The organism is Pseudomonas sp. NPDC087814 (assembly GCF_044742865.1).
Taxonomy (GTDB): Bacteria; Pseudomonadota; Gammaproteobacteria; order Pseudomonadales; family Pseudomonadaceae; genus Aquipseudomonas.
The window spans coordinates 15,804-37,791 of record NZ_JBIUVK010000014.1; the positions used below are offsets into that span (position 1 = coordinate 15,804).

Below are 21,988 nucleotides of genomic sequence, written 5' to 3' on the forward strand. Positions count from 1 at the left end.
CCTGGCTATCCATATGCCACCTCAAAGGATTTAAGGTTGATTCATGCGTAACGATGCTAACGACGACTTCGACAACGTTCCCAGCCTGCGGGCCGACACCTCGGACGACGATGATTTCGAGCCCACGCCGGCTACCTCCGTGCGCTCCCGGCCTGCGCCGGTTGTCAAGGTCAAGAGCGCCAGTACCGGGCCGCTGTGGGCATTGGTCGGTGCGCTGCTGTTCGCCTTCGCCGGCCTAGCCTGGTGGAGCTTCCAGCAGATTTCCCTGATGGGCCAGCAACTGGTGGCGACCCAGGAAAGCTTCGCGCGCATCAGCGAGGAAGCGGCGGGGCGCCTGCAGGATATTTCCGGCAAGGTGGTGGCCAGCGAAGCCAATGTGAATAATGGCAGCGAGGCCCTGAAACTGCAGATCAAGCAGCTGGAGACCCAGTTGCTGGAGCAGGGCAAGCAGCAGATGGGCGTGGCCGGCCAGGCAACGGACCTGGACAAGCGCCTGGAGCAGATGACCGCCAGCACGACCCAACTGTCCAGTGCCAACGCGCAATTGCAGGGCCAGGTCCAGGCGCTGACGGAGGCGGTGGCTACCCTCAAGTCCCGGGACGCCGAGTTCAAGGACCTCTCCGCCGACGTCGCAGCCCTGAAAAAACAGGGCAACCCCACGGCCGCCATCGCCCGCCTGGAGCAGGACCTTGTGGTCCTCAAGAGCGAACTGGACAACCGCGCCGCGGCTTCCGACGGTCCGTCCACCAAGGAGTTCGACGTGTTCCGCATCCAGACCACGCGTAACGTCACTGCCTTGCAAAGCCAGGTGCAGAACCTGCAGCAGCAGATCAACCAGCCGGCCCGGATCACCCCTCTCGGGCAGCAGTGATGTGAGGTGCTGCAGGCGTCACTACACATGACGCCTGCAGGCCCTGGCACAATCAATGTCACCAATCAGTGACATTTCCCGTCTCCTTCGTTACTTGCCCTCGCGCCGCCCTTGTTTAGACTCCCGTCATCCCGCACATAATAAAAAGGGCTAATCATGACCACGCAACCACTGCCTGCCAGTAGTTGGCTGAACGCACCTGCCCATCACGCCTGGCTTGCCACTGAAGGCCAGCGCCTGCTGTCATTCGCCAAGGCTTCCAGGCTGCCTGACGGCTTCGGCAACCTCGACGATCAAGGCGTCCTGCCGCCCGATGCCGTCGCTGAAACCATGAACACCGCCCGTATGACCCACAGCTTTGCCATGGCCCATGGCCTGGGGCTGCCAGGTTATGCCGATCTGGTGGAACACGGCGTCGTGGCCCTCAGCGGCCCGCTGCGTGATGCCCGGCACGGCGGTTGGTTCGCCACGCCCGACGCCCGCGACGGCAACACCGGCAAGGCCGCCTACCTGCACGCCTTTGTCGCACTGGCCGCCAGCTCCGCAGTAGTGGCTGGCGCGCCCGGCGCGCAAACCTTGCTCAACGACGCGATCCACATCATCGACCAGTACTTCTGGAACGAAGAGGAGGGCGCGATGCTCGAGTCCTTCGCCCAGGACTGGAGCGGGGTAGAAGCCTATCGCGGCGCCAACAGCAACATGCACGCCACTGAAGCCTTCCTGGCCCTGGCCGATGTCACCGGTGAAACCCGCTGGTTGGACCGGGCACTGCGCATCGTCGAGCGGATTATTCATATCCATGCGGCGCAAAACCGGGACATGGTGATCGAGCATTTCGACAGCCATTGGCAACCCCTGCGTGGTTACAACGAAGACAACCCGGCCGATGGTTTTCGTCCCTACGGCATCACCCCCGGGCACGGCTTCGAATGGGCGCGACTGGTGTTGCACCTTGAGGCTGCGCGCCTGGATGCCGGGCTCGTCACCCCTGAGTGGCTAGTGACCGACGCCAAGGGCCTGTTCGCCAGCGCCTGTGAATACGCCTGGGCCGTCGACGGCGCCCCCGGCATTGTCTACACCCTCGACTGGAGCCAGCGCCCCGTGGTGCGCGAGCGCCTGCACTGGACCCATTGCGAAGCCAGTGCCGCTGCCCAGGCGCTGCTCAAACGCACGGGGGAGCTGCATTACGAAACCTGGTACCGGCGCTTCTGGGAGTTCTGTGAAACCCGTTTCATTGACCGCACCCACGGCAGCTGGCACCACGAACTGAGCCCGAAAAACCAGCCCAGCGCGAAAATCTGGGGTGGCAAACCGGACCTCTACCACGCCTGGCAGTCTGTCTTGCTGCCGGGGCTACCCTTGTCACCGAGCATGGCCAGTGCCGTGGCCACCGGACGCTATGTCACCAAGTGGTGACATTTTGGCGTCCCTTTGTTACCTGCACCTGAAAAATCCCTGTTTAAACTCGTTTGCAGCGCAAGCACCGACTTGCATGCATAACAACAAGAAAAAAGGTACTCAGATGAAAGCGATCAGTCGCCTCGCCGTAGCTATTTCCGTTGCCTCGTTGTTTCCCCTCAGTGCTTTTGCCGCCGACTCGAAAGGGACGGTTGAAGTTGTGCATTGGTGGACCTCGGGTGGCGAGAAAGCGGCAGTAGATGTCCTGAAGGCCCAAGTTGAAAAAGACGGTTTCACCTGGAAAGACGGTGCCGTCGCCGGCGGTGGCGGTTCCACTGCCATGACCGTACTGAAAAGCCGCGCCGTTGCTGGCAACCCGCCAGGCATGGCCCAGATCAAAGGCCCCGACATTCAGGAATGGGCGTCCACCGGGCTGCTCGACACCGACGTCCTGAAGGTTCCCGCCAAAGAAGAGAAGTGGGATTCGCTGCTGGACAAGAAAGTCTCCGATACCGTGAAGTACGAAGGTGATTACGTGGCCGTGCCGGTGAACATTCACCGCGTGAACTGGCTGTGGATCAACCCGGAAGTGTTCAAGAAAGCCGGTATCGAAAAACCGCCTACCACCCTCGAAGAATTCTACGCCGCTGGCGACAAGCTGAAAAAAGCCGGCTTCATTGCGCTCGCCCACGGTGGCCAGCCTTGGCAGGACAGCACCGTCTTCGAAGCGGTCGTGCTCTCGGTCATGGGGGCTGACGGTTACAAGAAAGCCCTGGTCGACCTCGACGAAAAAGCCCTGACCGGCCCTGAAATGATCAAGTCCCTGACCGAGCTGAAGAAAGTCGCGACCTACATGGACGCCGACGGCAAGGGCCAGGACTGGAACCTGGAAGCCGCCAAGGTCATCAACGGCAAGGCCGGCATGCAGATCATGGGTGACTGGGCCAAGAGTGAATGGACCGCCGCCAAGAAAGTCGCCGGCAAAGACTACGAGTGCGTAGCCTTCCCGGGCACCGACAAGGCCTTCACCTACAACATCGACTCCCTCGCAGCCTTCAAGCAGAAAGACAAAGGCACTGCTGCCGGTCAGCAGGACATCGCCAAGGTCGTGCTGAGCGAAAACTTCCAGAAAGTCTTCAGCATCAACAAAGGCTCGATCCCGGTTCGTATCGACATGTTGCAAGACATGGGCAAATACGGCTTCGACTCCTGCGCCCAGACTGCTGCCAAGGACTTCCTGGCGGATGCCAAGACTGGCGGCCTGCAACCAAGCATGGCCCACAACATGGCAACCACGCTGGCGGTACAAGGCGCGTTCTTTGATGTCGTGACCAACTACATCAACGACCCGAAAGCTGACCCTGCGGATACCGCGAAGAAACTCGCTGCCGCGATCAAGTCTGCCAAGTAACGGTTAGCACTGAATGGCCTTGTGGGGGGACCCCTAACCCCCACAAGGCATGTTCCTGTAGTCCTTTTTCCCTGTACTGGATTTTCCCATGAGTTCTGTTGCTGTGTTCAGCAAAGCCTCGCCGTTCGATGCACTGCAGCGCTGGCTACCCAAACTGGTGCTGGCGCCGAGCATGTTCATCGTTCTGGTGGGCTTCTATGGCTACATCCTGTGGACGTTCGTGCTGTCGTTCACTAACTCGACTTTCCTGCCGACCTACAAGTTCGTAGGCCTGGCGCAATACGTGCGCTTGTTCGACAACGACCGCTGGTGGGTCGCGAGCAAGAACCTCGCGGTGTTCGGGGGCATGTTCATCGGCATCACCCTGGTGATCGGCGTGACCCTGGCGATTTTCCTCGACCAGAAAATCCGTCGCGAAGGTTTTATCCGCACCATTTACCTGTACCCGATGGCGCTTTCGATGATCGTCACCGGTACCGCCTGGAAATGGCTGCTCAACCCAGGCATGGGCCTGGACAAACTGCTGCGTGACTGGGGCTGGGAAGGCTTTCGCCTGGACTGGCTGATCGACCCGGACCGTGTGGTGTATTGCCTGGTGATCGCTGCTGTGTGGCAAGCCTCGGGCTTCATCATGGCGATGTTCCTTGCCGGCCTGCGCGGTGTTGATCAATCGATCATCCGTGCGGCGCAGATCGACGGCGCGAGCATGCCGCGCATCTACTGGAAAGTGGTGCTGCCAAGCCTGCGCCCGGTGTTCTTCAGTGCGGTAATGATCCTGGCGCACATCGCGATCAAGAGCTTCGACCTGGTGGCGGCCATGACGGCGGGTGGTCCGGGTTACTCCTCCGACCTGCCGGCGATGTTCATGTACTCCTTCACCTTCAGCCGCGGCCAGATGGGCATGGGTTCGGCCAGTGCGATTCTGATGCTCGGTGCGATTCTCGCGATCATCGTGCCTTACCTGTACTCCGAGCTGAGGACCAAGCGCAATGACTAGTCTTGCTGGCAAACCTGCCATCAGCCTGAGCCGCGTCGCGATCTACGCGGTGCTGATTCTCGCTGTCCTGCTGTACCTGGTGCCGTTGGTGGTCATGTTGCTCACCAGCTTCAAGACCCCGGAAGACATCAGCACCGGCAACCTGCTGAGCTGGCCCACCGTGATCACCGGCATCGGCTGGGTGAAAGCCTGGGCCACGGTTGACGGCTACTTCTGGAACTCGATCAAGATCACCGTTCCGGCGGTACTGATCTCCACCGCCATCGGTGCGTTGAACGGCTACGTGCTGTCGATGTGGCGCTTCCGTGGTTCGCAGTTGTTCTTCGGCCTGTTGCTGTTCGGCTGCTTCCTGCCGTTCCAGACCGTGCTGCTGCCAGCCTCGTTCACCCTCGGCAAGATGGGCCTGGCCAGTACCACCACGGGCCTGGTGTTCGTGCACATCGTCTACGGACTGGCGTTTACTACACTGTTCTTCCGTAACTACTACGTCAGCATTCCCGATGCACTGGTGAAGGCGGCTCGCCTGGATGGCGCGGGGTTCTTCACGATCTTCCGCCTGATCATCCTGCCGATGTCGACACCCATCATCATGGTGTGCCTGATCTGGCAGTTCACGCAGATCTGGAACGACTTCCTGTTCGGCGTGGTGTTCTCCAGCGGTGATTCGCAGCCCATCACGGTGGCGCTGAACAACCTGGTCAACACCAGTACCGGGGTCAAGGAATATAACGTTGATATGGCGGCGGCGATGATCGCCGGGCTGCCGACCCTGCTGGTCTATGTGGTCGCAGGCAAGTATTTCGTGCGCGGCCTGACGGCCGGCGCGGTCAAGGGGTAATCATGGCAACGCTCGAACTTCGTAACGTAAACAAGACCTACGGTACCGGCCTGCCGGACACCCTGAAGAACATCGAACTGTCGATCAAGGAAGGTGAGTTCCTGATCCTGGTCGGCCCTTCGGGTTGCGGCAAATCGACCTTGATGAATTGCATTGCCGGCCTGGAAAACATCACCGGTGGCGCGATCATGATCGGCGACCAGGACGTCAGCGGCATGAGCCCCAAGGATCGTGACATCGCCATGGTGTTCCAGTCCTACGCGCTGTACCCGACCATGAGCGTGCGCGAGAACATCGAATTCGGCCTGAAGATTCGCAAGATGCCCCAGGCGGCGATCGATGAAGAAGTGGCGCGAGTGGCCAAGCTGCTGCAGATCGAGCACCTGCTCAATCGCAAGCCGGGCCAGCTCTCCGGTGGCCAGCAACAACGCGTGGCCATGGGCCGGGCACTGGCGCGTCGCCCGAAGATCTACCTGTTCGACGAACCGCTGTCCAACCTCGACGCCAAGCTGCGGGTCGAGATGCGTACCGAAATGAAACTGATGCACCAGCGTCTGAAAACCACCACCGTCTACGTCACCCACGATCAGATCGAAGCGATGACCCTGGGCGACAAAGTGGCGGTCATGAAGGACGGCATCATCCAGCAGTTCGGCACGCCGAAAGAGATCTACAACGACCCGGCCAACCTGTTCGTGGCGAGCTTCATCGGTTCGCCGCCGATGAACTTCATTCCACTGCGCCTGCAACGCAAGGACGGCCGCCTGGTGGCGCTGCTGGACAGCGGCCAGGCCCGCTGTGAATTGCCATTGAACATGAACGATGCCGGTCTTGAAGACCGCGAAGTGATCCTGGGCCTGCGCCCGGAGCAGATCGTGCTGGCCGCTGCCGAAGCCACCGGTGCGCCGACCATTCGGGCCGAGGTGCAAGTCACCGAGCCGACCGGTCCGGACACCCTGGTGTTCGTGCAAATCAATGACACCAAGGTCTGCTGCCGCCTGGCGCCCGATGTGGCGCCGCAAGTGGGCGAGACCCTGACCTTGCAGTTCGACCCGGCCAAGGTGTTGCTGTTCGACGCCAAGACCGGCGAGCGCCTGGGCACTGCCACCTCGTTGCCGGCACAGGATCGTGCGGACAACGTTGCTCAATTCAAGGGACGCTGAAGTTTCAAATGATGTGTAGGGGCTTTTGTGAGAGTCCTGCTCTCACAAAGAAGTAAACCGCGTTAGATAAAAACAGTTAATAACAATAAAGACGAGGATGTAGGGATGAAAAAGCACCACAACAACACCCGGCTGATCTGCCAACTGTCAGCAGCAGCCGCCCTGGTACTGTCCGCCAATGCGATGGCGGACGACGCGTTCAGCGCCGATTCCAAGTGGATGACCGGCGATTGGGGCGGCGAGCGTACCAAGCTGATCGAGCAAGGTATCGACATCAAGGCGGATTACGTCGGTGAAGTCGGTGGCAACCTCAGCGGTGGCTACAACAACGACAAGACTGCCCGTTACGCTGACCAGTTCGGTCTGGGCGTGGCACTGGACCTGCAAAAGCTGTGGGGCTGGGATAACACCCAGGCCAAGATCCAGTTGACCAATCGTAATGGCGCAAACATTTCCAACGACCGTATTGGTGACCCGCGTGCCGGCACCTTGAGTTCGTCTCAAGAAGTCGACGGCCGAGGCCACATGGTGCGTCTGACCCAGTTCTGGATTCAGCACCAGATGTTCGACAACAAGCTGGACGTGAAACTCGGTTACTTCGGTGAAGGCGAAGACTTCAACACCTTCCCGTGCGACTTCCAGAACCTGTCGTTCTGTGGCTCGCAGGTCGGTAACTATGTAAACACCTGGTACAACTGGCCCGTCAGCCAGGCGGCTATCCGCGTGAAGTACAACATCACGCCTGAGCTGTATGCGCAAATCGGTGCGTACAACCAGAACCCGTCGCAACTGGAGCACGGCAACGGCTTCAAGCTCAGCGGCAGCGGCACCAAAGGCACCGTATTGCCGGTTGAATTGGTCTGGTCGCCGAAGGTCAATGGCCTGCCGGGCGAATACCGTGTGGGTTACTACAAGAGCACCGCCGACGCTACCGACGTACGTGAAGACGTCAACGGTAACGATGCTGGAACCACGGGCGCAGCCTTCCGCGTTCGCAGCAGCAAAAGCGGTTACTGGGGCGTTCTGCAACAGCAACTCACCACCCACAATGGCGATGCTTCCCGCGGCTTGAACATTGCGGCCAACGTCACCTTCCACGACAAAGACACCAACCTGGTCGACAACTACCAGTCGCTGATGCTTGTGTATAAAGGTCCATTCGACGCACGTACAAAAGATGACGTGGGTATCGGTGTATCCCGTATCCATGCCAACAGTGACGTGAAGAAAAATGCTGAGTTGCTCAACGCGGCCGGCGGGTTCACGGATTACGACCAATCGGGTTACGCACCGCTGCGTAACACGGAGTACAACGTCGAACTCAACTACGGCTTCCACGTCACCAACTGGCTGACCGTGCGTCCTAACCTGCAATACATCGCCAACCCAGGTGGTGTTAAGCAAGTCGACAACGCGGTGGTAGCGGGCCTGAAAATTCAGTCTACGTTCTAACGTTGTTGCGATAAGCTCCTTCTCTCTGTGCGCATTTTGCGGGTAGCCATGGCTATCCGCTTTTTTTTGTGTGGGAGCTGGCTTGCCTGCGATGCGAGCCCCGCGGTGTATCTGCCACACCGAGGCGATGCCATCGCAGGCAAGCCAGCGCCTGCAAAGATATTCAGGACCGTGGCACATGCATGAGCATCCGCTGCAACGCTTTTTCAAATCCCTGCGCGAGCGGCCGGTATTCGCCTGGGAACGCTTCCAGATGCGCGATGTGCTGGTGATTGATCACCCGCTCTGCCAAGCGGTGTTCAGTCGTCAGGGCGCGCAATTGCTGCACTTTCAGCCCACGGGCCAGAAGCCCTGGCTGTGGTGCGCGGCCAAGTGGCCGCAGGTCGGCGCCATCCGTGGCGGCGTGCCGGTGTGTTGGCCGTGGTATGGCCGCCATCCCAGCGAAAACGCCTGGCCGTCCCATGGCTGGGCACGGCTGATCGACTGGAAGTTGCTGGACAGCAGCACCGACGACGACGGCGTGCGTTTGCACTGGCAATTGCAGCTATGCGACTGGCAGGTGGACCTGCATGCACACCTGGGGGAAACCCTGGAGCTGCGCCTGGCCACCGAGCACCAGGACGAGCTGCCGTGCCAATTGAGCCATGCTTTGCACGCTTATTGGCGGATTGGCAACGTTGGTGAGATAGCGCTGTCTGGGCTCGATGGCGCGCAGGGCTACGACCAGCTGAATCGTCAGGCGTGCCAGCAGGAAGGTGAGTTGCGTGTCGATGGTGGGTGTCAGCGGGTGTTCCAGCACGACGGCGAACTGCACCTCAAGGACCATGCCTGGCAGCGCGAATTGTGCATCGACACCGGCGAGAGTGCCGACACGGTGGTGTGGCACCCGGGGAGTCGACCGTTGCTGGGGGTGAGCTTCAACGAGGCTGCGGGGTTTGTGTGTGTGGAGTCGGCGATGGCTGCTGCGAGCCTGGCGCCGGGGGAGAGGGCGCATTTGAGTTTGCAGGCCAGGGCGGGGGCTTGATCCGGATGTTCCGGTGTTGCTGATGCCGCTTTCGCGAGCAAGCCCGCTCCCACATTAGACCGAGTTCCACTTTTGGAATGCAGTCGAATGTGGGAGCGGGCTTGCTCGCGAAGAGGCCGGCACATTCACAGTAGATTCGGGCCTAGTTGAATTCATCCCCAACCGGATACCGGCTGTCGTTCAAGCTCTCTTTGATCTTGCGCAAGTGCGGCTGGAAATCCACTCCGCGACGCAAGGTCATGCCCGTCGCCAGTACATCCAGCACCGTCAACTGAATGATCCGCGAGGTCATCGGCATGTAGATGTCGGTGTCCTCCGGCAACGGAATGTTCAGGCTCACCGTACTGGCCTTGGCCAGCGGCGAATTTTCGGCGGTCACGCCCAGCACCGAGGCGCCGTTTTCCCGCGCAATACGTGCTACTTCCACCAGTTCACGGGTACGCCCGGTGTAGGAAATGATCACGAACAACTCCCCGGTGTGGGCCACCGAGGCGATCATCCGCTGCATCAGCACATCGGCGTGGGCCGTGACCGACAGGTTGAAACGGAAAAACTTGTGCAGCGCGTCCATGGCCACCGGCGCCGAAGCACCCAGGCCGAAGAAGTGGATCTGCCGAGCCTGGATCAGCAGGTCGACGGCCTTGCTGATCAGGTTCGGGTCCAGGGCCTGGCAGGCGCTGTCGAGGGACGCGATGGCACTGCCGAAGATCTTCTGGGTGTAGGCCTCCGGGTTATCATCGGCCTCCACCGCGCGGCTGACATACGCCGCGCCACTGGCCAGGCTTTGCGCCAGCTGCAATTTAAGTTCAGGGTAACCACTCACGCCGAACGAGCGGCAGAAGCGGTTCACTGTAGGTTCGCTGACCGAAGCGGCCTGGGCGAGGGCGGCGATAGAGAAGCGGGTCGCCTGCTGCGGGTTGAGCAGGATGACCTCGGCGACTTTACGTTCAGCCTTGTTCAGTTCTTCGAGGCGTTTCTGGATCTGTTCCAGTAGATTTCGCACGCGGTCCATTCATGTTTCCTTAGGGCGACGATGCAAATAAGGGTCGTCAACCAATCGACGAGCGGCCCTTTGCGGTGGCCTATCCTACTGAGGGTAGTTGAACACCACCACTCGGAATACGTTTTTCGGGAAAATGTTGTGGTTATTACTACATTTTTCCTTGAGTGATGCCTTAAAAAAAGGTATTTGTAGCTTAACTTGATAAAAGAACAAACATCATGCCTTCGATAACCGTAGAACCCTGCACCTTTGCCCTGTTTGGCGCCTTGGGTGATCTGGCGCTGCGCAAGTTATTTCCTGCCCTCTATCAACTCGATGGTGCGGGCCTGCTGCACGAAGACACGCGCATCCTGGCCCTGGCCCGTGAGGCCGGTTCCGAGCAACAGCACCTGGCCCACATCGAAAAAGAATTGCGCAGCTACGTTGGCAAGGAACTGGACGAAACCGTCGCCCAGCGTTTCCTGGCCCGCCTGACGTACCTGCACGTCGACTTCCTGAAGGCCGATGACTACGTCGCCCTGGCAGAGAACGCCGGCACCGAACAACGCCTGATCGCCTACTTCGCTACCCCGGCGGCGGTGTACGGCGCGATCTGCGAGAACCTGTCCAAGGTCGGCCTGGCGGAAAATACCCGCGTGGTCCTGGAAAAACCCATCGGCTCGGACCTGGATTCCTCGCGCAAGGTCAACGACGCCGTGGCGCAGTTCTTCCCGGAAAACCGCACCTACCGCATCGACCACTACCTGGGCAAAGAGACCGTCCAGAACCTGATCGCCCTGCGTTTTGCCAACAGCCTGTTTGAAACCCAGTGGAACCAGAACTACATCTCCCACGTGGAAATCACCGTGGCCGAGCAAGTAGGCATCGAAGGTCGCTGGGGCTATTTCGACAAGGCCGGGCAGCTGCGGGACATGATCCAGAATCACCTGCTGCAGCTGCTGTGCCTGATCGCCATGGACCCGCCGGCCGACCTGTCTGCCGACAGTATTCGGGACGAGAAGGTCAAGGTGCTCAAGGCCCTGGCGCCCATCAGCCCGGACGGCCTGACCACCCAGGTGGTGCGTGGCCAATACATCGCCGGCTACAGCGCCGGCAAGCCGGTACCGGGTTACCTGGAAGAAGAGAACTCCAACACCCAGAGCGACACCGAGACCTTCGTCGCCCTGCGTGCCGATATCCGTAACTGGCGTTGGGCCGGGGTGCCGTTCTACCTGCGTACCGGCAAGCGCATGCCGCAAAAACTGTCGCAGATCGTCATCCACTTCAAGGAACCGTCCCACTACATCTTCGCCCCGGAGCAGCGCTTGCAGATCAGCAACAAACTGATCATCCGCCTGCAACCGGACGAAGGGATTTCCTTGCGCGTGATGACCAAGGAGCAGGGCCTGGACAAGGGCATGCAACTGCGCAGCGGCCCGCTGCAACTGAATTTTTCCGACACCTATCGCAGCGCACGGATTCCCGATGCCTACGAGCGGCTGTTGCTGGAAGTAATGCGTGGCAACCAGAACCTGTTTGTGCGCAAAGATGAAATCGAAGCTGCGTGGAAGTGGTGTGACCAGTTGATCGCCGGGTGGAAAAAGTCCGGTGATGCGCCCAAGCCGTACGCGGCGGGGTCCTGGGGGCCAATGAGCTCGATTGCACTGATCACGCGGGACGGGAGGTCTTGGTATGGCGATATCTGATTTGAAACTGCCTCAGGGCGTGACTGCCCATGAGTACCGCAACCCGGTGCTGCTGGCGGATGGCTTGGCCAATGACGTGGCCGAACAACTGCGCGCGGCCATCAGTGCCCGTGGCGAAGCGACCCTGGTGGTGTCCGGCGGCCGCAGCCCGGTGGCGTTCTTCCAGAACCTCGCCAAGCAAGGCCTGGACTGGTCCAAGGTGACCATCACCCTGGCCGACGAGCGCTGGGTGCCGGTGGAACATGCCGACAGCAATGCCGGCCTGTTGAAGAAGTATTTGCTGCAAGGCCCGGCGGCCAAGGCCAAGTTCCTGAGCCTGTACAGCGTCGCCGCCACCCTTGACGACGCTGCCGAGCAGGCTGATCGCCTGCTGGCCGAGTTGCCGACGATTGATGTGCTGGTACTGGGCATGGGCGACGACGGCCACACCGCGTCGCTGTTCCCCAACAGCCCGAACCTGGCTGAAGCGTTGAAGCCGGACGGCAGCCGTCGTTGCTGGCCGATGCTGGCGCCGACCGTGCCGCACCAGCGCCTGACCATGAGTCGCGCGCTGCTGGCCACCGCCCACTACACCGTGCTGTCGATTTCCGGCAGCTCGAAATTGACCACCTTGAGCGCCGCGCTGGCCAGTGACGACGTTGCTGCCATGCCGATACGCGCGTTTTTGCAACCTACTCTAGAGATTTACTGGTGCCCATGAGCCAAGGATCAGCCGCGATGAACAGCCCTCAACCTACCGTTTCCATGGCGGACAAAGTTGCCTTGATCGACAGCCTCTGCGCCAAGGCGCGGATCCTGCCGGTGATCACCATTGCCCGTGAACAGGACATCCTGCCGCTGGCCGATGCCCTGGCAGCCGGTGGTTTGACCGCACTGGAAGTGACCCTGCGTTCGCAGTTCGGCCTCAAGGCCATCCAGGTACTGCGTGAGCAGCGTCCGGAGCTGTGCACCGGTGCCGGTACCGTGCTGGATCGTCATATGCTGGAAGCGGCCGAAGTGGCCGGTTCGCAATTTATCGTCACCCCCGGGATTACCCGTGACCTGCTGGAAGCCTCGGTACACAGCTCGATTCCGCTGTTGCCGGGCATCAGCAATGCCTCCGGGATCATGGAAGGTTATGGCCTGGGTTATCGCCGTTTCAAGCTGTTCCCGGCTGAAGTCAGCGGTGGCGTGGCGGCGATCAAGGCCCTGGGCGGCCCGTTTGGCGAAGTGAAATTCTGCCCGACTGGTGGTGTTGGCCCGGCCAACATCAAGAGCTACATGGCGTTGAAAAATGTGATGTGCGTGGGCGGTAGCTGGATGCTTGATCCGGAATGGGTCAAGAACGGCGACTGGGCACGCATCCAGGAAACCACCGCCGAGGCGCTGGCCCTGCTGGACTGATTGGATTTACCGAATCGTTGTTGCTGTGTTCTACGGCATTTTTGCGGTGCACTTGGTCGGTGTACCGCTTTTTTTTGCCTGCGGAAAATGGCCCACTCCCACTGTAGGAGCGAGCTTGCTCGCGAAAAAACCGAGAGCACCGCTGGGTGTCAGGTTTCCCGTGTCATCGTTAACGACCTTCGCGAGCAAGCTCGCTCCTACAGTGATATCGCGCTCAGTTCGGTGATGGCTTTGATCAGCGCATGAATGTCCGCCGCTGACGTCAAAAAGCCTGGTGTCACCCGAATACAACTGCCGAACGACGCCCCGCTGCGGGTTGTGGTGAAGAGGTCGTATTCCTTGAGCAGTCGGTCCGCCATCACCTGCTGATCCGGCTTGTCAGTGAACTTGAACGACGTAATCGCGCAATACAGCCGTGGGTCGTCCGGCGTCAGCACTTCAATTCCCGGCAGCTGCCGCACCTCACTCACCCACAAATCCCGCAGGTAATTAAGGCGGGCGCCCTTGGCTCTGGATCCACCCAGCAAACGATGCTCTTCGAACACCAGCGGCAAGGTCATCAACGCCGGGAAATTCGGCGTGCTGTATGGCGTGCGGGCACGTACATCGGTGGCCGGGTAATGAAACTCCCCCATGTCCGGATCAATGTCCGCCAACCGTTGCGGGTCGATATAAATAAAGCCCAGGGTCAACGGCGCACCGATCCACTTGTGCAGGTTGAAACCGGCAAACGCGATACCCAACTGTGCCAGGTTGAACTCGATCTGCCCCAGCGCATGGGCGCCATCGAGGATCACATCAATTCCATGTTCCCTGGCAGCGCCGGCAATCGCCTCCACCGGCATCACCAGCCCGGTGCGGTGAGTCACGTAGGTCAGTGCCAGCAGTTTCAGGCGGGGATAGCGCAGGAACGCATCGCGATACGTCTGCACCAGGCTGTCGAAACTGGCCGGGTGTTCGTGGGCAATCTCGATCACTTCTACGCCGCGATTCTGCGCCAGCCAGCGCATGGCGCCCTTGACGGTGTCGTACTCCAGGTCGCTGATCAGCACCTGGTCGCCGGGCTGCAAGCGGTTGTAGTTGCGGATCAGCGACTGCAACGCATCCGAGGCGCAGCGGGTGAGGGCGATGGCTTCAGGATCGGCGTCCATCAACTGCGCCAACTGGTTACGGATCTCGACGTTTTCGCCCTGCTCGAAACGCTGGCGCACATGGATAGAGTTGCTGCGGTTGATGAAGGCGACGTTGTCCTGATACTGCTCAAGTACCGCGCGGCTCATGCGCCCGAAGTAACCGTTTTCGAGGTTGATCGGGCCGGGCTCCAGGTCGTAGCGCTGGGCGATGGCGTGCCAGTGTTGTTCGTCGCGGGTACTGTCCATGTGCGTGCTCTATTAATGACGAGGGGCAGGCTTGCCGTGTTTGGCGCGTAGGGGTTCCAGCAGTTCGGATAAACCGTTGTGGTCGATTTCCTGCATCAGGGCCAGCAACCCGCCCAGTTCGCCGTGGGGGAAACCTTCACGGGCGAACCAGTTCAGGTAGGGGCCGGGCAAGTCGGCAATGATCCGGCCCTTGTACTTGCCGAAGGGCATTTCGCGGGTGATCAGCAGTTCAAGTTTTTCAGGGTTCATTGCGGCTTCAGGTGTTTGAGTCGATGCCTTGGAAAATACAGGCATTCTGCATGGAGGCCAAATGACAGATCATGCAAATAAAGCGGATACAGATTTTTGTGTATTGGCTAACTTATTGAAATTTAAGTAATAAATTGTTTTTCAAAAGCTGGCACGGGCGCTGCAATTACTAATACACGTTTCTTAACCCGCGAAGGAATTGAAAAATGACTGATATCAACAAAGAATCGATCTCTGTACTCAACGACCTGATCGAGACCAGCAAAGACGGCCAGGAAGGCTTCAAGACCTGCGCAGAAGACATCAAGCACCCAGAACTCAAAGCCCTGTTTGCCAAACGTTCCGTTGATTGCGGTACCGCCGCTGCCGAACTGCAGACCGCAGTAAGAGCACTGGGTGGCGATCCGGAAGATTCCGGCAGCGTCGCCGGTGCCTTGCACCGTGGTTGGGTCGACGTGAAGTCGATGGTGACCGGTAAAGACGAAGAAGCCGTGCTGAACGAAGCCGAGCGCGGTGAAGACCACGCACTGAAGGCTTACAAAGAAGCGATCGAGAAGATCAACAAGCACAACCTGCTGGGCATTCGTGACCTGGTAGAGCGTCAGTTCCACGGCGCGCAACGCAACCACGACCAGGTGAAAGCCCTGCGTAACCAGGCTCGCGCTCAGTCTTGAGCCCCGCCTGAATAAAAAAGCCCCGCAGATGCGGGGCTTTTTCATGGGCGTTCGTTCAACCGATGCTGATGGCCGGCAGTTCGGTCAGGGTCACGGTCTGCTGCTTGCGTGGCGCGAGGATCTCGGCTTCGCCATCCACCACCAGTTCATCGCGCTGGTTGAATACGCGGGTGGCGATACGCACGCGGAATTTCGGCAGCTTCTCGAGGATTTCCAGACGCACGGTCAGGGTGTCGCCGATTTTGACCGGCTTCTGGAAGGTCATTTGCTGGCCGATGTATATCGTGCCGGGCCCAGGCAACTCGCACGCAACCGCCGCGCTGATCAGGGCGCCGCTGAACATGCCGTGGGCAATGCGCTCCTTGAACATGGTCGCCTTGGCGAATTCGGCGTCCAGATGCACCGGGTTGTGGTCGCCGGACATTGCCGCGAACAACTGGATATCGCGCTCTTCGACGGTCTTGCTGTAGCTGGCGGTCTGGCCGACTTCGAGGGCTTCGTAAGGCGTGTTGGTAACCTGGGTCATCAGTTGGTGCATCCTGTGGCTAATCAGAAATCTTAATATATTGATTTTAAACGAAAAATCATTCGCAGCGAGTAGGGCGGCGCAGCACTGCTGCCTGGGCCAGCCACGTCAGCACGTCGGCTGTGACCGCATCACGGTTGGTTTCGTTGAATAATTCGTGGCGCGCCTGTGGGTAAATGCTCAGCTCCAGGTGCTGGCAGCCAGCTTCACGCAACGCATTGGCCAGACTTTTGAGACGCTTGCCTTCACTGACCGGATCACATTCACCGCCCATTATCAGGATCGGCAGCCCCGGGTCTATCTGAGCGAGATTGGACGCTTTGCTGATTTGCTGCAAGCCGCCCAGCAGGTCGATCCACAGCTGGTTGGTGCAACGGAAGCCGCAAAGCGGGTCGCTGACGTACTTGTCGACCTCGGCCGGGTCACGGCTGAGCCAGTCGAAAGCGGTGCGATTGGGTTTGAACGCCTTGTTGAACGATCCAAATGACAGGAAATCAATCAGCGCACTGCGCCCGCGCAACCCCTGGCGCAGGCGTTCGACATGGGCAATCACCTTGGCCGCGCCGTACAGCGCCACCGGCTGGAAATTCGAGCCGCTGAGAATCGCCCCGTTAAGGCTCGCGCTGTGGTGCAGCAGGTACGCCTGGGCAATGTAGCTGCCCATGCTGTGGCCCAGCAGGATGATCGGCACCCCCGGCGCTTGCTGGCCGATATGCTGGTTGAGGCTCGCCAGGTCGCCCACCACCTTGTTCCAGCCGTCTTTCTCGGCGAACAGCCCCAGGGTGCCCTCGTCGGCGGTACGCCCGTGGCCGCGCTGGTCGGGGGCGTACAGGCCGTAGCCGGCATCGCACAACGCCTGGGCCAGGCGGGCATAGCGGCCACTGTGCTCGGCCATGCCGTGGGCCAGCATGATCAGCGCCTTGGGCGGCCCGTCCGGCAGCCACTGGTTGACGTACACCCGACTGCGGTCATTCGCGGTCAGCCAGAAAGTGGTGTGGTTCATGGCGCTTCCTTTGCTCAGGGTCGTTGCAGTGTATAGCTCATTCACCGCAGGCCGCTGGATCAGCGCTGGCCTTGGCGGGGAGATTCACACAATCAATGACGCATCTTGTTGTATTTGCCTGATTGACCATAGCTGCTAACGTCCCCAAAGCTCCGCTTTCATCGCAACATCAAAAGCGGCCGGACCACTCAGGTAAGAGGACAAGAATAATGCAACCTGATTTCTGGAATGACAAACGCGCAGCCGGGGTTCCCAACGAGATCGACCTCACAGCCTATAAATCGGTGATCGAAGTCTTCGAGCGTTCCTGCAAGACCTTTGCCGATCGTCCGGCGTTCAGCAACATGGGGATCACCCTGACCTACGCCGAGCTGGATCGGCGCAGCGCCGCGTTCGCCGGTTACCTGCAGTGGCACACCGACCTCAAGCCGGGTGACCGCATTGCCGTGCAGATGCCCAACGTCCTGCATTATCCGATTGCCGTGTTCGGCGCCCTGCGCGCCGGGCTGATCGTGGTCAACACCAACCCGTTGTACACCCCGCGGGAAATGCGTCACCAATTCAAGGATGCAGGCATTCGTGCGCTGGTGTACCTGAACCTGTTTGGCTCGCGGGTTGAAGAAGTCAGCAAGGACACCGAGATCGAATACCTGATCGAAGCGAAGATGGGCGACTTCATGCCCGCCGCCAAGGGCTGGCTGATCAACACCGTGGTCGACAAGGTCAAGAAGATGGTCCCGGCCTATAACCTGCCGCAAGCCATCTCCTTCAAGCGCGCCCTGCGCATGGGCGCCGGCCAGGCACTCAACCGCCACCCGGTGACCCTCGACGACATCGCGGTGCTGCAATACACCGGCGGCACCACCGGCCTGGCCAAGGGCGCAATGCTTACCCACGGCAACCTGGTGGCCAACATGCAGCAAGTGCGGGCGTGCATGTCGCAACTGGGGGACGACGGCCATCCGCTGATCAAGGAAGGCCAGGAGGTGATGGTGGCGCCGCTGCCGCTGTACCACATCTATGCCTTCACCGCGAATTGCATGTGCATGATGGTGTCGGGCAACCACAACGTACTGATCACCAATCCCCGGGACATTGGCGGCTTTATCAAGGAGCTGAAAAAGTGGCGCTTCACCGGGCTGCTGGGGCTCAACACCCTGTTCGTGGCCTTGATGGACCACCCGGACTTCAAGAGCCTGGATTTCTCCCACCTCAAGCTCACCAACTCCGGCGGCACCGCACTGGTCAAGGCCACGGCCGAGCGCTGGCAGCAACTGACCGGCTGCGCGATTGGTGAAGGCTACGGCTTGACCGAAACCTCACCGGTGGCCAGCACCAACCCCTACGGCGGCAAATCGAAGCTGGGCACCGTGGGCATTCCGGTGCCGGGCACGGCGATGAAGATCATCGACGACAACGGCGCGGAGCTGCCGCTGGGCGAGCGGGGCGAGCTGTGCATCAAGGGCCCGCAAGTGATGAAGGGCTACTGGCAGCAACCGGTGGCCACTGCCGAGACCCTGGACGCCGAAGGCTGGCTCAAGACCGGCGATATCGCGGTGATCGACCCGGACGGCTTTGTGCGCATCGTTGATCGCAAGAAGGATCTGATCATCGTCTCGGGGTTCAACGTGTACCCCAACGAGATCGAAGACGTGGTGATGGCGCATCCGGCGGTGGCCAGCTGCGCGGTGATCGGCGTACCGGACGAGCGTACCGGCGAGGCGGTGAAGCTGTTTGTGGTGGCCCGTGCCCAGGGCGTGAGCCTTGAAGAGCTGAAGACCTACTGCAAGGCCAACTTCACCGGCTACAAGGTGCCCAAGCATATTGTGTTGCGTGAGTCGTTGCCGATGACGCCGGTGGGCAAGATCCTGCGGCGCGAATTGCGCGACATAGCCTGATTTGAAATAAGGTCAAAAAATGTGGGAGCGGGCTTGCTCGCGAAAGCGGTGTACCAGTCGACATATCCTGTGACTGACACTGCGCTTTCGCGAGCAAGCCCGCTCCCACATTTGGTTTTTATTCATTCAGTTTAAATGCGTAGAAGCCCATTCCAGAGCCCTTTCTTGGCTTATAGAATCTTTGCTCTAAAAATGACCATTAGATATTCTTGAGTCATGTTTATGACCGTAGGGGCCTCTTTTGGCTCTAGGCGGCCCTTGGCAAAGCTGCTACTCTCGGCGCGCTTTGTGACCTCTTGGCCTGCTTTTAACCGCCAGACTCACCCAAAAACAAACAAATAATAATCGCATCAAATGCGATGAATGAATTCGCGTCGCTGAGGAGTGGGCTTCCATGATCGAAGACTTTTGGAAGGATAAGTACCCCGCCGGGATTGCTGCAGAAATCAATCCAGACGAGTATCCGAATATTCAGGCGGTACTGAAGCAGTCCTGCCAACGCTTCGCCAACAAACCGGCTTTCAGCAACCTGGGCAAGACAATCACCTACGGTGAACTGTACGAACTGTCCGGCGCCTTCGCCGCTTACCTGCAACAGCATACCGACTTGCAGCCCGGTGATCGAATCGCCGTGCAACTGCCCAACGTCCTGCAATACCCGGTCGCCGTGTTCGGCGCCATCCGTGCCGGCCTGATCGTGGTCAACACCAACCCGCTGTACACCGCGCGGGAAATGGAACACCAATTCAACGACTCCGGTGCCAAGGCCCTGGTCTGCCTGGCCAACATGGCGCACCTGGCTGAAAAAGTCGTGCCCAAGACTTCCGTCAGGCACGTGATCGTCACCGAAGTCGCCGACCTGTTGCCGCCGCTCAAGCGCCTGCTGATCAACAGCGTCATCAAGTACGTGAAGAAGATGGTCCCGGCCTATCACTTGCCCAAGGCGATCAAGTTCAACGACGTATTGGCCAAGGGCCACGGCCAGCCGGTGAACGAAGTCAGCCCCGCCAGCGACGAAGTCGCCGTGCTGCAATACACCGGCGGCACCACGGGCGTGGCCAAGGGCGCGATGCTGACCCACCGCAACCTCGTCGCCAACATGCTGCAGTGCAAGGCGCTGATGGGCTCCAACCTGAATGAAGGTTGCGAGATCCTGATTACCCCGCTGCCGCTGTACCACATCTATGCCTTCACCTTTCATTGCATGGCGATGATGCTGATCGGCAACCACAACATCCTGATCAGCAACCCGCGCGACCTGTCGGCGATGGTCAAGGAACTGTCGAAGTGGAAGTTCAGCGGCTTTGTCGGCCTGAACACCCTGTTTGTTGCCCTGTGCAACAACGACGCCTTCCGCAAGCTGGATTTCTCGGCGCTGAAGGTCACCCTGTCAGGCGGCATGGCCCTGCAACTGGCGGCGGCCGAGCGCTGGAAAGCGGTCACCGGCTGCTCCATCTGCGAAGGTTACGGCATGACCGAAACCAGCCCGGTGGCCACCGTGAACCCGATCCAGAACATCCAGATCGGCACCATCGGCATTCCGGTGCCGTCGACCCTGTGCAAGGTCATCACCGATGACGGCGTCGAGCTGGCACTGGGTGAAGTGGGCGAGTTGTGCGTCAAGGGCCCGCAAGTGATGAAGGGCTACTGGCAGCGCGAAGACGCCACCGCCGAGATCCTCGACAGCGAAGGCTGGCTGAAGACCGGTGACATCGCGATCATCCAGCCGGATGGCTACATGCGCATTGTCGACCGCAAGAAGGACATGATTCTGGTCTCCGGTTTCAACGTCTACCCCAACGAGCTTGAAGACGTGCTGGCGACCCTGCCGGGCGTGCTGCAATGCGCGGCCATTGGTGTGCCGGACGAGAAGTCCGGGGAACACATCAAGATCTTCATCGTGGTCAAGCCGGGTGCCAGCCTGACCAAAGACCAGGTGATGGAGCACATGCGCGCCAACGTCACCGGCTACAAGGTGCCCAAGGCCGTGGAATTCCGCGATGCGCTGCCGACCACCAATGTGGGCAAGATCCTGCGCCGCGAACTGCGGGATGAAGAACTGAAAAAGCTGGGTTTGAAGAAGTAACTCGGCCCCCAACAAAAAGCCCCGCAGATGCGGGGCTTTTTATTGAACGCTGATTTTCCCGCATTGAAATGCAATCCAAATGTGGGAGCGGGCTTGCTCGCGAAAGCGGTGTGCCAGTGATATACCGGTTACTGACACACCGCATTCGCGAGCAAGCCCGCTCCCACAGTTTTTACCGTATTCCTACAGTGCGAACTGCGCGAAGCTCACACCGGCACCGGCCGGGCGTACGTCCTTGAGGAACGAGTCCTTGTCGGCACTCAGCTCCAGGGTAATCTCCGGCTTGCGCTTGCCGGCATTGCGCACCACCAGGCCTTCCAGCTTCTCGCGCAGAAACACCGTTGGCACCTTCAGGTGCAGCAACTGGTCGCTCTCGGCGTTGTGCATCAACAAGTGGATCCACTCGTACTGGCCCACGGCAATCCGGCCCACCGGCAGGTCGAACCACCAGATGTTGCGTTTGCGGTCCAGGTCGGTGAAGTGGCAGTTGTTGACACCGAGTACGGCACCGCCCAGTTCCTGGTTTCTGCGGGCAATGGCCTGTGCTTTATTGAGTTTCATAACCTTCCTACGGGATCTGTTACCCAGCGCTTGCGCCTGGATGTGCCCGGCATTCTCGTGGGTTGGCCGCAAAACATAAAGCCAAACCTGTACGGCGCGATGAAATGCCGCTGAAAAAATAATTGAAACTCTCTGGAAAGGCCAAGGGTCAACGTTTACGTAGTGACCAAAATCCTTGATTGTTCCCAGGAGAAATACCATGAGTAGCACATCGGATAAGGCAAAAGGTTTGGCGAACGAAGCCGTAGGCAACATCAAGCAAGGTGTTGGCAAAGTCACCGGCAACGACAAGTTGCGGGCTGAAGGCGTGGTTCAGGAAAAGAAAGGTGAAGTGCAAAAAGCAGTCGGCGACACCAAGGACGCAGTAAAGAAAGCGGTCAAATAGTC

General features: G+C 59.6%; 21 protein-coding genes and 1 pseudogene. 15 read left to right on the forward strand and 7 right to left on the reverse strand.

The window, feature by feature from the left end; translation table 11 throughout:
* Positions 1–43: 43 nt before the first annotated feature.
* The 8 genes from ACIOMR_RS13395 to ACIOMR_RS13430 all read left to right on the forward strand — a co-directional run bounded on the left by ACIOMR_RS13395 (position 44) and on the right by ACIOMR_RS13430 (position 9,154).
* Positions 44–871 carry a hypothetical protein gene (locus tag ACIOMR_RS13395; protein ID WP_003213005.1) on the forward strand — a complete coding sequence of 276 codons (828 nt, stop codon included), beginning with the start codon at positions 44–46 and terminating at the stop codon, positions 869–871.
* Between the two features lie 156 nt (positions 872–1,027).
* Complete coding sequence (locus tag ACIOMR_RS13400) at positions 1,028–2,287, forward strand: AGE family epimerase/isomerase (RefSeq protein ID WP_401194577.1); 1,260 nt, start codon at positions 1,028–1,030, stop codon at positions 2,285–2,287.
* 106 nt (positions 2,288–2,393) lie between these two features.
* Entirely contained in the window at positions 2,394–3,680 is a 1,287-nt protein-coding gene (locus ACIOMR_RS13405; protein ID WP_177019392.1) for an ABC transporter substrate-binding protein, read from the forward strand.
* An 88-nt stretch (positions 3,681–3,768) separates the two neighbouring features.
* Positions 3,769–4,677, forward strand: a complete 909-nt coding sequence (locus tag ACIOMR_RS13410; protein WP_003213011.1) for a carbohydrate ABC transporter permease — start codon at positions 3,769–3,771, stop codon at positions 4,675–4,677.
* The gene (locus ACIOMR_RS13415; protein WP_003213012.1) at positions 4,670–5,515 is read left to right on the forward strand and encodes a carbohydrate ABC transporter permease; all 846 of its coding nucleotides are present in this window, start codon (positions 4,670–4,672) and stop codon (positions 5,513–5,515) included. The genes ACIOMR_RS13410 and ACIOMR_RS13415 overlap by 8 nt, the downstream gene beginning before the upstream one ends.
* 2 nt (positions 5,516–5,517) lie before the next feature.
* Positions 5,518–6,678 carry an ABC transporter ATP-binding protein gene (locus ACIOMR_RS13420; RefSeq protein WP_003213014.1) on the forward strand — a complete coding sequence of 387 codons (1,161 nt, stop codon included), beginning with the start codon at positions 5,518–5,520 and terminating at the stop codon, positions 6,676–6,678.
* 105 nt (positions 6,679–6,783) lie between these two features.
* Positions 6,784–8,130 (forward strand): carbohydrate porin, encoded by a 1,347-nt coding sequence (locus ACIOMR_RS13425; RefSeq protein WP_063027703.1) that lies wholly within the window; start codon positions 6,784–6,786, stop codon positions 8,128–8,130.
* Between the two features lie 178 nt (positions 8,131–8,308).
* On the forward strand, positions 8,309–9,154 hold the full coding sequence (locus ACIOMR_RS13430; protein WP_003213018.1) for a D-hexose-6-phosphate mutarotase: 846 nt from the start codon (positions 8,309–8,311) through the stop codon (positions 9,152–9,154).
* A gap of 142 nt (positions 9,155–9,296) precedes the next feature.
* On the opposite strand, the gene ACIOMR_RS13435 is transcribed toward ACIOMR_RS13430, so the two are convergent.
* Positions 9,297–10,157, reverse strand: coding sequence for a MurR/RpiR family transcriptional regulator (locus ACIOMR_RS13435; RefSeq protein WP_173406104.1), 861 nt, complete (start codon positions 10,155–10,157; stop codon positions 9,297–9,299).
* 218 nt (positions 10,158–10,375) lie between these two features.
* Between ACIOMR_RS13435 and zwf the strand changes: the two genes are divergently transcribed.
* From zwf to ACIOMR_RS13450, 3 genes are read left to right on the forward strand one after another with little or no spacing between them, the layout of a single operon-like run.
* Positions 10,376–11,842, forward strand: coding sequence for a glucose-6-phosphate dehydrogenase (gene zwf / locus ACIOMR_RS13440; RefSeq protein WP_063027707.1), 1,467 nt, complete (start codon positions 10,376–10,378; stop codon positions 11,840–11,842).
* Positions 11,829–12,542 carry a 6-phosphogluconolactonase gene (pgl, locus tag ACIOMR_RS13445; RefSeq protein WP_087693179.1) on the forward strand — a complete coding sequence of 238 codons (714 nt, stop codon included), beginning with the start codon at positions 11,829–11,831 and terminating at the stop codon, positions 12,540–12,542. Before zwf ends, pgl begins: the two co-directional genes overlap by 14 nt.
* A gap of 17 nt (positions 12,543–12,559) precedes the next feature.
* Positions 12,560–13,225, forward strand: a complete 666-nt coding sequence (locus tag ACIOMR_RS13450) for a bifunctional 4-hydroxy-2-oxoglutarate aldolase/2-dehydro-3-deoxy-phosphogluconate aldolase (RefSeq protein WP_003213027.1) — start codon at positions 12,560–12,562, stop codon at positions 13,223–13,225.
* A gap of 99 nt (positions 13,226–13,324) precedes the next feature.
* Here the strand turns inward: ACIOMR_RS13450 and ACIOMR_RS13455 are convergent.
* From ACIOMR_RS13455 to ACIOMR_RS13465, 3 genes and pseudogenes are all read right to left on the reverse strand, one after another.
* Positions 13,325–13,432, reverse strand: a pseudogene (locus ACIOMR_RS13455) (outer membrane lipoprotein carrier protein LolA); the annotation flags it as partial.
* On the reverse strand, positions 13,423–14,604 hold the full coding sequence (locus ACIOMR_RS13460; RefSeq protein ID WP_401194585.1) for an aminotransferase class V-fold PLP-dependent enzyme: 1,182 nt from the start codon (positions 14,602–14,604) through the stop codon (positions 13,423–13,425). The pseudogene ACIOMR_RS13455 and the gene ACIOMR_RS13460, both read right to left, overlap by 10 nt.
* Before the next feature lie 12 nt (positions 14,605–14,616).
* Complete coding sequence (locus ACIOMR_RS13465; protein ID WP_003213031.1) at positions 14,617–14,853, reverse strand: DUF3820 family protein; 237 nt, start codon at positions 14,851–14,853, stop codon at positions 14,617–14,619.
* Between the two features lie 206 nt (positions 14,854–15,059).
* Here ACIOMR_RS13465 and ACIOMR_RS13470 point away from each other — a divergent pair, with 206 nt between their 5' ends.
* Entirely contained in the window at positions 15,060–15,527 is a 468-nt protein-coding gene (locus ACIOMR_RS13470; protein WP_003213033.1) for a PA2169 family four-helix-bundle protein, read from the forward strand.
* A gap of 55 nt (positions 15,528–15,582) precedes the next feature.
* Here ACIOMR_RS13470 and ACIOMR_RS13475 read toward each other — a convergent pair whose 3' ends face one another.
* Positions 15,583–16,053, reverse strand: a complete 471-nt coding sequence (locus ACIOMR_RS13475) for a MaoC family dehydratase (protein ID WP_003213034.1) — start codon at positions 16,051–16,053, stop codon at positions 15,583–15,585.
* Between the two features lie 58 nt (positions 16,054–16,111).
* A complete protein-coding gene (locus tag ACIOMR_RS13480; RefSeq protein WP_003213037.1) occupies positions 16,112–17,056 on the reverse strand; it encodes an alpha/beta hydrolase in 945 nt (314 codons plus the stop codon).
* Positions 17,057–17,265: 209 nt separating this feature from the next.
* Between ACIOMR_RS13480 and fadD2 the strand changes: the two genes are divergently transcribed.
* The gene (gene fadD2 / locus ACIOMR_RS13485; protein ID WP_003213039.1) at positions 17,266–18,954 is read left to right on the forward strand and encodes a long-chain-fatty-acid--CoA ligase FadD2; all 1,689 of its coding nucleotides are present in this window, start codon (positions 17,266–17,268) and stop codon (positions 18,952–18,954) included.
* A gap of 394 nt (positions 18,955–19,348) precedes the next feature.
* Complete coding sequence (gene fadD1 / locus ACIOMR_RS13490) at positions 19,349–21,040, forward strand: long-chain-fatty-acid--CoA ligase FadD1 (protein WP_003213041.1); 1,692 nt, start codon at positions 19,349–19,351, stop codon at positions 21,038–21,040.
* A 183-nt stretch (positions 21,041–21,223) separates the two neighbouring features.
* On the opposite strand, the gene ACIOMR_RS13495 is transcribed toward fadD1, so the two are convergent.
* The gene (locus ACIOMR_RS13495) at positions 21,224–21,601 is read right to left on the reverse strand and encodes a hypothetical protein (protein ID WP_003213043.1); all 378 of its coding nucleotides are present in this window, start codon (positions 21,599–21,601) and stop codon (positions 21,224–21,226) included.
* Positions 21,602–21,800: 199 nt separating this feature from the next.
* Here ACIOMR_RS13495 and ACIOMR_RS13500 point away from each other — a divergent pair, with 199 nt between their 5' ends.
* Positions 21,801–21,986, forward strand: coding sequence for a CsbD family protein (locus ACIOMR_RS13500; RefSeq protein WP_003213044.1), 186 nt, complete (start codon positions 21,801–21,803; stop codon positions 21,984–21,986).
* The last annotated feature ends 2 nt before the right edge of the window (positions 21,987–21,988 follow it).

What these genes read in the sequence shown, in the direction of transcription:
- ACIOMR_RS13480 (WP_003213037.1), bottom strand. Translation starts at nt 17,056, where the DNA reads ATGAACCACACCACTTTCTGGCTGACCGCGAATGACCGCAGTCGGGTG.
- ACIOMR_RS13495 (WP_003213043.1), bottom strand. Translation starts at nt 21,601, where the DNA reads ATGAAACTCAATAAAGCACAGGCCATTGCCCGCAGAAACCAGGAACTG.
- ACIOMR_RS13430 (WP_003213018.1), top strand. Translation starts at nt 8,309, where the DNA reads ATGCATGAGCATCCGCTGCAACGCTTTTTCAAATCCCTGCGCGAGCGG.
- ACIOMR_RS13420 (WP_003213014.1), top strand. Translation starts at nt 5,518, where the DNA reads ATGGCAACGCTCGAACTTCGTAACGTAAACAAGACCTACGGTACCGGC.
- ACIOMR_RS13460 (WP_401194585.1), bottom strand. Translation starts at nt 14,604, where the DNA reads ATGGACAGTACCCGCGACGAACAACACTGGCACGCCATCGCCCAGCGC.
- ACIOMR_RS13465 (WP_003213031.1), bottom strand. Translation starts at nt 14,853, where the DNA reads ATGAACCCTGAAAAACTTGAACTGCTGATCACCCGCGAAATGCCCTTC.
- ACIOMR_RS13400 (WP_401194577.1), top strand. Translation starts at nt 1,028, where the DNA reads ATGACCACGCAACCACTGCCTGCCAGTAGTTGGCTGAACGCACCTGCC.
- ACIOMR_RS13410 (WP_003213011.1), top strand. Translation starts at nt 3,769, where the DNA reads ATGAGTTCTGTTGCTGTGTTCAGCAAAGCCTCGCCGTTCGATGCACTG.
- ACIOMR_RS13475 (WP_003213034.1), bottom strand. Translation starts at nt 16,053, where the DNA reads ATGACCCAGGTTACCAACACGCCTTACGAAGCCCTCGAAGTCGGCCAG.
- pgl (WP_087693179.1), top strand. Translation starts at nt 11,829, where the DNA reads ATGGCGATATCTGATTTGAAACTGCCTCAGGGCGTGACTGCCCATGAG.
- ACIOMR_RS13470 (WP_003213033.1), top strand. Translation starts at nt 15,060, where the DNA reads ATGACTGATATCAACAAAGAATCGATCTCTGTACTCAACGACCTGATC.
- ACIOMR_RS13450 (WP_003213027.1), top strand. Translation starts at nt 12,560, where the DNA reads ATGAACAGCCCTCAACCTACCGTTTCCATGGCGGACAAAGTTGCCTTG.
- ACIOMR_RS13405 (WP_177019392.1), top strand. Translation starts at nt 2,394, where the DNA reads ATGAAAGCGATCAGTCGCCTCGCCGTAGCTATTTCCGTTGCCTCGTTG.
- fadD1 (WP_003213041.1), top strand. Translation starts at nt 19,349, where the DNA reads ATGATCGAAGACTTTTGGAAGGATAAGTACCCCGCCGGGATTGCTGCA.
- ACIOMR_RS13500 (WP_003213044.1), top strand. Translation starts at nt 21,801, where the DNA reads ATGAGTAGCACATCGGATAAGGCAAAAGGTTTGGCGAACGAAGCCGTA.
- ACIOMR_RS13425 (WP_063027703.1), top strand. Translation starts at nt 6,784, where the DNA reads ATGAAAAAGCACCACAACAACACCCGGCTGATCTGCCAACTGTCAGCA.
- ACIOMR_RS13395 (WP_003213005.1), top strand. Translation starts at nt 44, where the DNA reads ATGCGTAACGATGCTAACGACGACTTCGACAACGTTCCCAGCCTGCGG.
- fadD2 (WP_003213039.1), top strand. Translation starts at nt 17,266, where the DNA reads ATGCAACCTGATTTCTGGAATGACAAACGCGCAGCCGGGGTTCCCAAC.
- zwf (WP_063027707.1), top strand. Translation starts at nt 10,376, where the DNA reads ATGCCTTCGATAACCGTAGAACCCTGCACCTTTGCCCTGTTTGGCGCC.
- ACIOMR_RS13415 (WP_003213012.1), top strand. Translation starts at nt 4,670, where the DNA reads ATGACTAGTCTTGCTGGCAAACCTGCCATCAGCCTGAGCCGCGTCGCG.